The 12221-nt window shown below is 38.2% G+C and carries 17 protein-coding genes and 2 pseudogenes; 5 read left to right on the plus strand and 14 right to left on the minus strand.

What is annotated here, in order from left to right:
- Positions 1–130: 130 nt before the first annotated feature.
- Genes ACLKMH_RS12350 through ACLKMH_RS12360 form a run of 3 tightly spaced genes read right to left on the minus strand, consistent with a single transcriptional unit; the run spans position 131 to position 3037 of the window.
- Entirely contained in the window at positions 131–1624 is a 1494-nt protein-coding gene (locus ACLKMH_RS12350; RefSeq protein WP_413702197.1) for a pyridoxal phosphate-dependent decarboxylase family protein, read from the minus strand.
- A complete protein-coding gene (locus tag ACLKMH_RS12355; RefSeq protein WP_413702198.1) occupies positions 1621–2295 on the minus strand; it encodes an aminotransferase class III-fold pyridoxal phosphate-dependent enzyme in 675 nt (224 codons plus the stop codon). Before ACLKMH_RS12355 ends, ACLKMH_RS12350 begins: the two co-directional genes overlap by 4 nt.
- Positions 2231–3037 carry an aminotransferase class III-fold pyridoxal phosphate-dependent enzyme gene (locus ACLKMH_RS12360; protein WP_413702199.1) on the minus strand — a complete coding sequence of 269 codons (807 nt, stop codon included), beginning with the start codon at positions 3035–3037 and terminating at the stop codon, positions 2231–2233. The genes ACLKMH_RS12355 and ACLKMH_RS12360 overlap by 65 nt, the downstream gene beginning before the upstream one ends.
- Positions 3038–3494: 457 nt before the next feature.
- On the opposite strand from ACLKMH_RS12360, the gene ACLKMH_RS12365 reads away from it, so the two are divergent.
- The 5 genes from ACLKMH_RS12365 (at position 3495) to ACLKMH_RS12385 (ending at position 6773) form a co-directional block, all read left to right on the plus strand.
- On the plus strand, positions 3495–4229 hold the full coding sequence (locus tag ACLKMH_RS12365; RefSeq protein ID WP_413702200.1) for a response regulator: 735 nt from the start codon (positions 3495–3497) through the stop codon (positions 4227–4229).
- Positions 4229–4387, plus strand: coding sequence for a hypothetical protein (locus ACLKMH_RS12370; RefSeq protein ID WP_413702201.1), 159 nt, complete (start codon positions 4229–4231; stop codon positions 4385–4387). Before ACLKMH_RS12365 ends, ACLKMH_RS12370 begins: the two co-directional genes overlap by 1 nt.
- Positions 4388–4449: 62 nt before the next feature.
- Positions 4450–5019 (plus strand): hypothetical protein, encoded by a 570-nt coding sequence (locus ACLKMH_RS12375; RefSeq protein ID WP_413702202.1) that lies wholly within the window; start codon positions 4450–4452, stop codon positions 5017–5019.
- Positions 4997–5689, plus strand: coding sequence for an ATP-binding protein (locus tag ACLKMH_RS12380; RefSeq protein ID WP_413702203.1), 693 nt, complete (start codon positions 4997–4999; stop codon positions 5687–5689). The genes ACLKMH_RS12375 and ACLKMH_RS12380 overlap by 23 nt, the downstream gene beginning before the upstream one ends.
- 46 nt (positions 5690–5735) lie before the next feature.
- Positions 5736–6773: an ABC transporter substrate-binding protein gene (locus ACLKMH_RS12385; RefSeq protein ID WP_413702204.1), complete on the plus strand. Its 1038-nt coding sequence runs from the start codon at positions 5736–5738 to the stop codon at positions 6771–6773.
- 276 nt (positions 6774–7049) lie between these two features.
- Here the strand turns inward: ACLKMH_RS12385 and ACLKMH_RS12390 are convergent, their stop codons facing one another.
- From ACLKMH_RS12390 to dbpA, 11 genes and pseudogenes are all read right to left on the minus strand, one after another.
- Positions 7050–7193: a hypothetical protein gene (locus tag ACLKMH_RS12390; protein ID WP_413702205.1), complete on the minus strand. Its 144-nt coding sequence runs from the start codon at positions 7191–7193 to the stop codon at positions 7050–7052.
- Between the two features lie 102 nt (positions 7194–7295).
- Positions 7296–7652 (minus strand): glucose PTS transporter subunit EIIB, encoded by a 357-nt coding sequence (locus ACLKMH_RS12395; protein ID WP_413702206.1) that lies wholly within the window; start codon positions 7650–7652, stop codon positions 7296–7298.
- Positions 7606–7851, minus strand: coding sequence for a hypothetical protein (locus ACLKMH_RS12400; protein ID WP_413702331.1), 246 nt, complete (start codon positions 7849–7851; stop codon positions 7606–7608). The genes ACLKMH_RS12395 and ACLKMH_RS12400 overlap by 47 nt, the downstream gene beginning before the upstream one ends.
- Positions 7852–7919: 68 nt before the next feature.
- Complete coding sequence (locus ACLKMH_RS12405; protein ID WP_413702207.1) at positions 7920–8087, minus strand: hypothetical protein; 168 nt, start codon at positions 8085–8087, stop codon at positions 7920–7922.
- A complete protein-coding gene (locus ACLKMH_RS12410) occupies positions 8068–8388 on the minus strand; it encodes a PTS transporter subunit EIIC (protein WP_413702332.1) in 321 nt (106 codons plus the stop codon). The genes ACLKMH_RS12405 and ACLKMH_RS12410 overlap by 20 nt, the downstream gene beginning before the upstream one ends.
- 50 nt (positions 8389–8438) lie before the next feature.
- A complete protein-coding gene (locus ACLKMH_RS12415; RefSeq protein WP_413702208.1) occupies positions 8439–8714 on the minus strand; it encodes a PTS transporter subunit EIIC in 276 nt (91 codons plus the stop codon).
- A gap of 446 nt (positions 8715–9160) precedes the next feature.
- Positions 9161–9277, minus strand: coding sequence for a PTS transporter subunit EIIB (locus ACLKMH_RS12420; RefSeq protein WP_413702333.1), 117 nt, complete (start codon positions 9275–9277; stop codon positions 9161–9163).
- Positions 9231–9551, minus strand: a complete 321-nt coding sequence (locus ACLKMH_RS12425; RefSeq protein WP_413702209.1) for a hypothetical protein — start codon at positions 9549–9551, stop codon at positions 9231–9233. The genes ACLKMH_RS12420 and ACLKMH_RS12425 overlap by 47 nt, the downstream gene beginning before the upstream one ends.
- A 57-nt stretch (positions 9552–9608) precedes the next feature.
- Positions 9609–9671, minus strand: a pseudogene (locus ACLKMH_RS12430) (hypothetical protein); the annotation flags it as partial.
- Positions 9656–10499, minus strand: a pseudogene (locus ACLKMH_RS12435) (PTS transporter subunit EIIC). The pseudogenes ACLKMH_RS12435 and ACLKMH_RS12430, both read right to left, overlap by 16 nt.
- Positions 10500–10776: 277 nt before the next feature.
- The gene (dbpA, locus tag ACLKMH_RS12440; protein WP_413702210.1) at positions 10777–12207 is read right to left on the minus strand and encodes an ATP-dependent RNA helicase DbpA; all 1431 of its coding nucleotides are present in this window, start codon (positions 12205–12207) and stop codon (positions 10777–10779) included.
- Between the last annotated feature and the right edge of the window lie 14 nt (positions 12208–12221).

The raw sequence follows: 12221 nt of genomic DNA on the forward strand, positions 1-12221 counted from the left end.
CGTCGCTATTTAAGCCTATTTCATCGTTGGAAAATGCTCATTTAAACCACTAAACTGCGCTTTTCCGCCTTGAACCAAGCATAAATAGCTTAGCCCTGAGCATTTACACCCTAATTTAATAAAGACTCCTTCACTTTGAAGGGGTGCTGAATACATCCATTTTAGCTTCTGAAAGTAGTTGATTTGCCATTGTTTCAATTTTAATAAATAGCGCATCAAAATCTTCAATCTTCAAGCATGGGTTAAGTAATGTAAATTTTAAAAATAATTTGCCATCAACTTTGGTTTCCGCAATAACAGCTTCACCCGTTGTTAATAATTGTAAACGTAATGTTTGATGTAGCTGATTAAAGGCCTGCTCAGATAAATCACCTTGATCCTGAAGTCGGAATAAAACCGTTGATAATAATGGCTCGCAACACAGTTCAAAGGTTTCATTCTGTTTAACTAATTCTGCGACTTGTTGGGTTAACTCAAGTAAGTCATCGTACATATTACCTAAGGTATCAGCACCAACGGCTTTTAAGGTCATAAACATTTTTAATGCATCAAAACGCTTTGTTGTTGCAATGCTTTTATCCACTAAATTTGGTAGTTCATCACCTTCACGATTAAGGTAATCTGCATGGTGTAACAAACTATTAAAGTGTTCTTTATTTTTAATTAATAAAGCGCCACAGCTGATCGTTTGGTAAAACAATTTGTGAAAATCTACGCTAACACTGTCAGCTGATTCAATGCCTTGCAAACGGCCTTTATGTTTTTCACTAAGCATTAACGCGCCACCATAAGCACCATCAATATGTGACCAACACCCATGATGTTTGGCGATATTAACAACCTGTTGTAAGTCATCAATTGCGCCGTGATCTGTTGTACCTGCGGTAGCAACAATAACAATAGGAAGTAGATCCTGTGCTTTTAAAGCATCGATAGTTAATTGCAAGTCAGTACAATCTATCTGGCCTTGAATATTGGTTTTGACAGTCACAACAGAACGTTCACCTAAGCCCATTAAAGCGACTGATTTTTGAATGGTGAAATGGCTTTTATCGGAGCAAAGAATACGAAATTTATGTGCGTACTCTGGTAAACCATCCTGTTGAATATTATGGCCTGAATGCTTATGAGCAAACCAATCGCGTGCTAGTAATAAGCCCATCAAATTGCTTTGTGTGCCACCATTGGTAAACACCCCATCGGATTGCGCACCTAATTGGTAGGTATCACATAACCAATCCACTAATAACTGCTCAACATAGGTGGTCGCGGGTGCTTGATCCCAAGAGTCCATAGATTGATTTAAGGTCGCAATAAAGTGTTCGGCTACCACGGAAGCAATTAATGGTGGTGTGTGCAGATGCGCTAGGGTATGCGCATGCTGAACTATCACAGAGTTTTTTGCGATCAGTTTATTCACACAAGCGATCACATCCACTAAGGGCTCTTTTTTTGATAAATCTACGTTTTCAAGTTGCGCTTTTAACTGTTCAGGATCTAGTCCTGAATAGGGTTTAGTGATATCTTGAAAAAGACTGTTAATACTCTTTTGCGTTAAATCAGTCGCATATTCAAAGGGGCGATTATTTGCCCCTAAATGCATAAAATATTGAGAGTGGTTCATGAACCATTTCCTAATACATTTACAAATGCTTTTTCAAGTGTTGCAATAACAAAATCGATTTGAACTTCACTAATAATAAGTGGCGGTAAAAAGCGTAATACGGCTCCTTTACGCCCACCTTTTTCAATGATCAAACCCAACTCTAATGTCGCTCGCTGAACTTTAGCGGCTAGTTCTGGCGCGCCTTCGGCTTGACCAAGTGCATTAATGCTGTTTGGATTGATGATTTCAATCGCATTCATTAAACCACGACCGCGTACTTCACCAATTTCAGGGAATTTTTGTTGTAACGCACTAAGGCCATTTCGCAGTTGCTCGCCACGTAAACGTGCATTATCCGTTAAATTATCACGTTTGATAATTTCTAGGGTTTTAGCACCACTTGCCATCGCTAATTGGTTACCACGGAAAGTGCCTGTGTGCTCACCTGCATTCCAACAATCAAATTTTTCATGGTAAAGGATAATAGACATTGGCATACCGCCACCAACTGCCTTTGATAAAATCAAAATATCAGGTTCTATGCCTGACGCTTCGAAGGCGAAGTTATCACCCGAGCGGCCAATACCACATTGGATTTCATCAAAAATTAGCAGAATGCCATGTTCATTTGTGATGCGGCTGTAATTCTTGAAGCCATTTTTTAGGTGCTGGAATAACGCCGCCTTCACCTTGAATTGGTTCAACGATAATAGTCGCCGGTTTAGTAATACCACTTTCGTCATCACACAATACTGATTCAATATAACGAATGCTTTGTACTGCACCTTGTTCACCACCTAAACCAAAAGAACAACGATAGCTATATGGGAATGGGAAAAAGTGTACATCTGACATCAAACCCGTGCGACGACTTTTAGCGCTTAAACTGCCCGTTAATGCTAATGAACCATTTGTCATGCCGTGATAAGCACCGTGGAAAGACACCATAGTGTTACGTTTGGTATATAACTTAGCCAATTTGATTGAGGCTTCAACAGCATCTGCACCGGAAGGGCCACAGAATTGAATACGTGCTGTTTTGGCAAAATTAGCAGGTAAAAACTGCATCACAGCTTTAATAAATGCATCTTTGCTTGGCGTAGTTAAATCTAGTGTTTGATAAGGAACACCTTCATTTAACTGAGTGATCATTACTTGATTAATTTCACTGTGATTATAACCCAGTGGTAACGCGCCTGCGCCGGCTAAACAGTCAACATAAGTTTGCCCTTTAGTATCTTCAACAATCACGCCACGTGTTGATTGAATTGCAATCGGAATACGACGCGGATATGAACGCACTTCAGATTCATAATGTTCTTGGCTTAGTAACACTTCATCGGGTACCAAGTCATAAGGTGCATTAACAACGGGTGTCTCTTGGTAATTAGTCAACACCATATCAGGCGCAAGATTGAGGACATTTTGCATAACAAAATCCTTAAAATAGTTAAAGGGTTGCCAAAAATGCAACTTAAAAAATGGTTTTTACCCTGATTAACAAGGTTAAAGGTTTAACAAAGGTGAAGCGCTAGGGCTCAAGGTTCTGTGATTAAGGCGCATTTTGTAAATTTGCGCTTAGGTTTAGAGCTACAATATGTGTAACTAGATTGAACTGTCATATCGTGCTCCTTTTTCAGTTTAAAATTGGGGGGATTTGCATTATAAAACGCGCGCATTTTAGCATCGTTTTTATTGCTGACAAGTGTAAATTATATCAAAACCTTAATGTTTTTCGTAAGTGTTTGTTATGTATTATTATATTTTGTTTTGTGATGAATTAATAAACACTTGTTACCGAGTCGATCTTTCCGAGTTTTATTACTACACAACTTAGTAGAGTTTCGCTATTCTTCTCCATCAAGAATAAAAATGAAAAGGCGAAATTGTGACTAATGTAAAACAGGTATTGGTAGTTGATGATGATCAAGATATTCGTGAGCTTTTGGCTGAGTACCTGACTAAAAATAGTTTTGATGTGATCACTGCTGAAGATGGTATTGAGATGAACCAGAAATTAAAGGTATCCATGCCTGATTTGATCATTTTAGATATCATGTTACCCGGCGATGATGGATTTACTTTATGCCAGCGGATCAGACAAACTTCAGATGTGCCTATCATTATGTTAACGGCCAACTCTGATGAAATGGATCGTGTGCTTGGTCTTGAGATCGGTGCAGATGACTATATTGCAAAACCCTTTAGCCCACGTGAATTATTAGCTCGTATTAAGGCTTTGCTAAGACGTACACAATTTGTTGCTAAACATGCTCAGGAAATCCAAGATAAAGAAAAAGCGAGATACTTGTGTTTCGCGAATTGGAAACTTGATACACAACAGCATGTTTTATTAGATACTGACAATACCGTTTTTCCTTTGACAGGGGCGGATTATCAATTACTGATGTTGTTTTTAGAAAGTGGTGAAAAACCAATTTCTCGGGATCAAATTTGTCAATCATTACATGGACGCGACGCCTTTGCTAATGAACGTGGTATTGATGTGCATTTGAGTCGTTTACGCCATTTTTTAGGCGATGATGCTAAAGCACCTAGCATGATTAAAACGGTGCGAGGTAAAGGTTACCTGTTTATCGCGCCTATCCATACGGAAAATTAATGTCTTATTTCAAACTACTGTTTCGCTCACTGATTTCGCGCATGTTATTACTGACTATGGTATCAGTGGTGGTTGCTCAAACAATCAGTAGTTTCTTTTGGGTAAGTCAATTTACAGAAAATGAAAAAAATCAGTTATTCTTAATGCTAAGCATTTAGCGGAAGGCGCATTAAGCACGGTTACCTTTTTTAAGGACTTACCGCTCCAATATCGCCACCTTGTGTTAGAGCAATTAAGAGGAATGGGCGGAAGTCGTTTCTTTGTGTCTTTAAATAGTGAAAAAATTATTATTAACCCTATTGCCGATAGCCAATTGAAATCTCAAGTGATTGAGACTGTAGGGGAGGTTTTATCGAGTGCTTTGTCAGAACAACAAAACCTGGAAATTGAATTCTCTGCGCCTGATGACTTACATGTGTTAAAGAATGATATTTTATTAAAGGATCTACCGCCATCATGGGGATCATATTCTTTAATTATACCGACCGCTAAACCGCCGATTCTAGTATTACAAATTGAGATAGCAGAGCATGAATGGCTTTATCTTGCGACCATTTTACCTCCACCATATTTACTCTCGAATAACCCGATTATTTCAGGGCAACAAATATCCACGTTAACCTTTACCACCTTACTTTTATTATTGTTTATATATTTGTTATTTAGATGGCAAACTAAACCCCTACAAAATTTAGCTAATGCGGTATCAGAAATGAGTATCGACTTGGATCAAGCACCATTAAAAGAAAAGGGGGCCTTAGAGATTGTTGCTCGCCACCCAAGCCTTTAATCGTATGCAACAGAAATTACAACGTTATATACAGGATAGAGAAATTCTATTTAGGTCCATCTCTCACGATTTAAAAACGCCGATCACACGATTACGTTTACGTGCTGAATTATTAGATGATGAGAAACAGACAGATAGATTTAATCAAGATCTCGATGACTTAGAGATGTTAGTAAAAGGCGCTTTGCAAAGCGTAAAAGAAACCGATATTCATGAGAATATTCAGGCTGTTAATATTCTTAAAATATTGGTGCAAATCAGTGAGCATCAAAAGGATAAAATAAAAATACACAGTGGCATCATTGCTTCCTTCAGAGGAAAACCCTTAGCACTCAAGCGTTGTTTATCAAACCTTATTCTCAATGGTGTTAAATATGGCAGTCGAGTGAATATTTTTGTCACTGACAGTACCGAAGAGCTGAAAATCGTTATTCAAGATAATGGGCCAGGTATTCCCGAAGATAAAATGGAACAAATTTTTCACCCTTATACTCGGTTGCATAATGACTCAGAAGGACATGGTTTAGGTCTAGGTATTGCGCGTAATATTATTCATGCGCACAATGGAGATCTTTATTTAATTAATCGTAAAGAAGGTGGATTAGAAGTGATTGTTGTTTTCCCCGTATTTATAAAAGCCAATAAGCGCTATGTTAAAAACACCGACTAAAATAATAAAATCATTCATTCTATTTATGCAATTAAGCACCTTTCAGGTGTTTGCAAATTCAATTGAAGTTTTACATTGGTGGACTGCGCCGGGCGAAATTGAAGCGCAGGCTGTGTTAAAAGATGCCCTATCAAAACAAGGTGTGGAGTGGAAAAACTTTGCGATTGTAGGCAGTGGCGGAAACAGTGCATTACGTGTATTACAAATGAGAGCATTATCGGGTAATCCACCAGAAGTCGCTCAAATCAAAGGTCCTGATATCGCTGAATGGGCTAAAATGGGAATGTTAACCGAAGTTGACAATATTGTTGTCGCTAATTTATGGGAACAATACTTACCAGAAATAGTACGTGAAACTATCAGTTACAAAGGCCACTACATGGCATTGCCACTTAATGTACATCGTGTTAATTGGTTATGGTTAAATAAGGCGATATTTGAAGAGTTAAATTTAACAGCACCACAAACATGGTCTCAATTTATTGCAGTGGCAGAAAAAATAAAAAAAGCGGGTTATATACCTCTGGCACATGGTGGAACAACTTGGCAGGACAGCCTGTTATTTGAATCTGTTGCACTGTCATTATTAGGCGCTGAAAAATATAAAAAAGCCTTTGTTGATTTTGATGAATCCATTTTAACATCACAACAAATGCTAGCTGTTTTTAAACAATTTAAAGTGCTTAATCGGTATATCAGTAAAGAATTACAAGGTAAAGATTGGGTTACCGCAAGTCGCATGTTAAGTGATAAAAAAGCGGCTATGCAATTTATGGGCGATTGGGCAAAGGGAATGTGGCAAGCAGAGGGCAAGGTTGCTATGCAAGATTATCTTTGTGTAGACGTTCCTGAGAGTAAACATTTATTTAGTTATAACATTGATAGCTTTGTCTTTTTTAAAAAAATAACGCTATCAATCAAGAGTTTAATAAAAAATTATTTATTGAAACATTACTTTCCAATGAGTTTCAACAGGACTTTAATATTAATAAAGGCTCCATTCCTGTTCGTATCAATACCGATATGCACTCCTTTGATGATTGTGCTAAAAAGTCCTATGCAGATTTTAATAGCGGACAGTTAGTACCTTCTTTTTCACAAAACATGTCTACCGGCAGTTATTTACAAACCGAAATGAGCAAAATTATAAGTGCTTATTTTAATACCGAAAACATGACAGCAGAGCAAGTGATTAAACAACTTGCTGTGGCGATAAGAGCGGTTAATAAATAGCTTTAAGGCTTTAAGGCTTTAAGGCTTTAAGGCTTTAAGGCTTTAAGGCTTTAAGGTCAGCAGGGCTATAAGGCTTTAGGGTTTTAAGGCTGTAGGGCTATAAGGCTTTAGGGCTGGCTTTAAGGCTTTAGGGTTTTAAGGCTTTAAGCATTCCAGCATTCCAGCATTCCAGCATTCCAGCATTCCAGCTTTCCGGCTTTCCAGCTTTCCAGCTTTCCGGCTTTCCAGTTTTCCGGCTTTCCAGCTTTTCAGCTTTCCAGCTTTTCAGCATTTCAGCCTTACGGCTTTCCAGCCTTACGGCTTTCCAGCCTTACGGCTTTTCAGCTTTCCAGCTTTTCAGCATTTCAGTCTTACGGCTTTCAGCATTTAGTTCTTATTTAGCTAAATATACTTCCATATCCGTTTTTAAATTATCCGCTTTTGTACCGAAAATTGCTTGTACACCATTACCTGAAACTAATGTTCCTGCCGCTCCCAGCGCTCTCAATTGGGTTTTATCAACCAAAGAAATATCTTTAACTGATACACGTAATCGAGTAACGCAGGCATCTAGGTTTTCTATATTGTCTTTACCACCAAAGGCATCAACAAGTAGGATAGACATTTCTGATGGGTTAACTTCAACTTCTTTAACTACTTGTTTCTCTTCTTCTTCGCGACCAGGTGTTTTAAGGTTAAATGCTTTAATCAAAACACGGAATACAGTGTAGTAAATTGTCAGCGTAAACAAGACCCATAATCACAAACATGACCATTTTTTGTGCGTTAGCAGAAAGTACTAAGAAATCGATTAAACCGTGTGAGAATGAAGTACCGTGTACCATTCCAAGTAGGTTTGTCATTACAAAAGCAGAACCCGCAAGTAAAGCATGTACTGCATAAAGAGCAGGTGCAACGAATAAGAAAGCAAATTCGATTGGTTCAGTAATACCTGTTAAGAATGACGTTAAGGCAAAGAGATACCATGATACCCATTACTTTAGCGCGGTTTTCTGGTTTAGCAGAATGTGCAATTGCGATAGCAACATGCAGGTAAACCAAACATTTTGAACATGTAACCACCGGCTAATTGGCCAAAACCATTACCTGCAAGACGACTTGCTTCATCAGCAGAAAGGTAACAAGTTAAAACACCGTTTAATTGCTCACCAGCAACGATTAACACATGAACCCGCTTCAAAGAAGAAAGGTACGTTCCAGATATGGTGTAAACCAAATGGAATTAATGAACGTTCAACAACGCCGTAGATAGCAAATGCTACAGTTGGGTTTTGGTTAGTCGCCCAGTGAGAGAAAGATGCGATGCCAGCACCAATTGGAGGCCAAACAACAGCAAGTACAGCGCCCATAAGAATAGCAACAAAACCAGTCATGATTGGTACAGCACGTTTACCGGCAAAGAAACCTAAATAATCAGGTAAGTTAATAGTATAGAAGCGATTAAACATAGCGTACTGCAATACCACCGGCAACGATACCGCCTAAGATACCTGTATTTGCACCGGGTGCTAATACTTCAATTGTTTTCATCATAATGAAGTAACCAACAGCAAGCAGCAAGACCAGCAACACCATCATTTTTAGTAAAACCAAGTGCAACACCAATTGCAAATAGTAAAGCCATGTTACCAAATACTGCTCCACCTGCTTGTTCCATTAATAAAGAAACAACATCAGGTAAGATGCTAAATTTGGCCGCACCGACACCGAGTAAAATGCCCGCGATTGGTAATACAGATACTGGAAGCATTAAAGACTTTCCAACTTTTTGTAAATTCCCAAATATATTCACTTAAGACTCCCTATTAACTGGTTATTTAACCGCTTTTCTTGGCGGTTAAACTATACCTTTTTTATATTGAGAACCAGATGATTAGATCAATAAATTATTTTTAATAGCACCGATTGTGCTGAATATGTGAGATTAATTTTGCGCAGTAAAACAGTTTTGCTTTGAGGTATAAGTACTTGTTCAATTTACGATAATTTTAACCAGTAAAATAGAACGGTTAATTATTATGATGGCTATTACAGATAGATAGAGGGAATGAAATAGTGACAAATGTTGTGAAAGGTTTTGGAATGGTTAAAGTATTATAATAAAAAAGTCGAAATAGCATTAACACTATTTCGACTTTCGATAATTAATATTTTAACAGAAGATATTATTTAGCTAGGTAAGCTTCCATATCTGTTTTTAAGTTGTCTGATTTTGTTCCAAAGATAGCTTGAACACCGTTACCAGAAACAACCACACCAGCAAGCACCAATGCGTTTTAGTTCAGCTTGGTCAACTTTTTCGATCTCATTAACAGAGATACGAAGACGTGTAATACAAGCATCTAGATTTTCGATGTTTGTTTTGCCACCAAATGCGACAACTAAAGCGAAGAGACATTTCTTCGTTGTTTAATTTAACAGTTTCTTTTGCTTCTTCATCTTCACGACCTGGTGTTTTAAGGTTAAGTGCTTTAATCATTACACGGAATACAGTGTAGTAAATTGCGCCGTAAACAAGACCCATAATCACAAACATGATCATTTTTTGTGCGTTAGCAGAAAGTACTAAGAAATCGATTAAACCGTGTGAGAATGAAGTTCCGTGTACCATTCCAAGTAGGTTTGTCATTACAAATGCAGAACCCGCAAGTAAAGCATGTACCGCATAAAGAGCAGGTGCTACGAATAAGAAAGCAAACTCGATTGGTTCAGTAATACCTGTTAAGAATGATGTTAAGGCAAAGCAGATACCATGATACCCATTACTTTTGCACGGTTTTCTGGTTTAGCTGAATGTGCAATCGCGATAGCCGCAACAGGTAAACCAAACATTTTGAACATGTAACCACCGGCTAATTGGCCAAAACCATTACCTGCAAGACGACTTGCTTCATCAGCAGAAAGGTAACAAGTTAAAACACCGTTTAATTGCTCACCAGCAAGATTAACACATGAACCCGCTTCAAAGAAGAAAGGTACGTTCCAGATATGGTGTAAACCAAATGGAATTAATGAACGTTCAACAACCCCGTAGATACCAAATGCTACAGTTGGGTTTTGGTTAGCGACCCAGTGAGAGAAACCTGCGATGCCAGCACCAATTGGTGGCCAAACAACAGCAAGTACAGCGCCCATCAGAATGGCAACAAAACCAGTCATGATTGGCACAGCACGTTTACCGGCAAAGAAACCTAAATAGTCAGGTAAGCTAATTGTATAGAAGCGATTAAACATAGTCGCCGCAATACCACCGGCAACGATACCACCTAATACACCAGTATTTGCACCCGGTGCTAATACTTCAATTGTTTTCATCATAATGAAGTAACCAACAGCATACCGCAAGACCAGCAACACCATCATTTTTAGTAAAACCAAGTGCAACACCAATTGCAAAGAGTAATGCCATGTTACCAAATACAGCACCACCTGCTTGTTCCATTAATAAAGAAACAACATCAGGTAGGATGCTAAATTTAGTCGCACCGACACCGAGTAAAATACCCGCGATTGGTAGTACAGATACAGGAAGCATTAAAGACTTCCCAACTTTTTGTAAATTTCCAAATATATTCATAATGTTCTCCACATATAGTTTTTAATGAATGATCTTGTTCAGATGGCAGGAGTATATATCTGTAAAAGTAAAAAGAATGGTAGCAAAGTCATGTTTAAAAATAAGTTACTTTTACTTACAAGGTGGGGCTTTATTGTTACTTTATGTTACAAGTTGTAGTTTGAATGTTACGTTTTTTCGTTGTATTGAAGGTGTTTTTTAAGCACTATGAAAGAGGAAATGGGATAGAAAGCCAGCTTATTCTCTGAATAAACTGACTGAAACTGATAACTAAAATTTACCCACGCACAACCATTACACGGAATTTACGGCCTTTTAGTTTACCTTCGCTGAGTTTTTTGAAAGCAACTTTAATCACTTCACGTTGAACGGCAATATAAGACCAATTCGCTGATACTTGAATTTTACCTATTTGTTCAAAAGTAATGCCACTGTCTGCGGTTAATGCGCCGACGATATCACCTGGGCGAATTTTTTGCTTTTTACCACCTTCGATACGTATTGTGATCATGGTTGATTGTGGCGGAAGCATGTCTAAAACCGATTCAGAAGGTAAAGCATCTTCAGAAATAGTGCGGTCTAAGTAATCTTCAAGAGCAATGATACGGTTAGCATCTTTTTGATTATAAAAAGAGAAAGCTAAACCTTTATTACCGGCACGTCCTGTTCGGCCAATACGGTGAACATGTACTTCTTGGTCATGGGCAATATGAAAGTTAAACACAGCACTTAGGTTATCAATATCTAATCCACGAGTCGCTACATCAGTTGCGACTAAAATAGTAGCACTTTTATTAGCAAATCGAATTAAAGCTTGGTCGCGGTCTTTTTGTTCTAAATCGCCGTGTAAAGCAATAGAACCAAACCCTCGATTGACTAATTCATCATTCACTTCCTGCACTTCACGTTTGGTATTACAGAATACCACCGAGGACTCTGGTTGATAATGTAAAAGTAATAAACGTAATGCCAACATACGATCTTCATGATTAGATACTTTATAAAAGTATTGGTTAATCATTTGATCATCGTGTGTCGATTCAACTTTGATGGTAACCGGGTTTGTTAAAATACGACCTGCAATTGATTCAATCTGCTCAGGGAAGGTGGCACTGAAAAGTAAAGTTTGACGTTCTTTAGGTGCTTGCTCGATGATGTTATCAATGGCATCTTGAAAGCCCATATCTAACATTCTATCAGCTTCATCAAGTACTAGTGTTTCGACATTATCTAAATTTAATGTACCTTTACGAAGGTGATCTTCAATGCGTCCTGGCGTACCAACAATAATATGAGCACCATGTTCAAGAGAGCCAATTTGTGGGCCAAAGGGCATACCACCACAAAGTGTTAATACTTTTATATTATGAATACTGCGTGCAAGACGACGGATTTCTTTACCGACTTGATCAGCAAGTTCGCGCGTAGGACAAAGGATCAGTGTTTGAACTCGAAAGCGTTTTACATCGAGTTTCTGCAATAAACCTAAACCAAAAGTCGCGGTTTTACCAGAGCCTGTTTTACCCTGAGCGATAATGTCTTTCCCATCCAAAATAACTGGTAAGCTTTGTGCTTGGATCTCAGTCATTTCATGGTAACCGAGCGATTCAAGATTGCTTAAAAGGTCACTGTTTAAGGAAAGTGATGAGAAAGATTGTTGGCTCAAAATTGAACTCCTGAATAGTATAAATTTGAAAAACGCTACCATAGCAGGTTGTCACT

Origin of the sequence: Psychromonas sp. KJ10-10 (assembly GCF_047323245.1) — a bacterium.
In the GTDB taxonomy this organism is placed as follows: Bacteria; Pseudomonadota; Gammaproteobacteria; order Enterobacterales; family Psychromonadaceae; genus Psychromonas.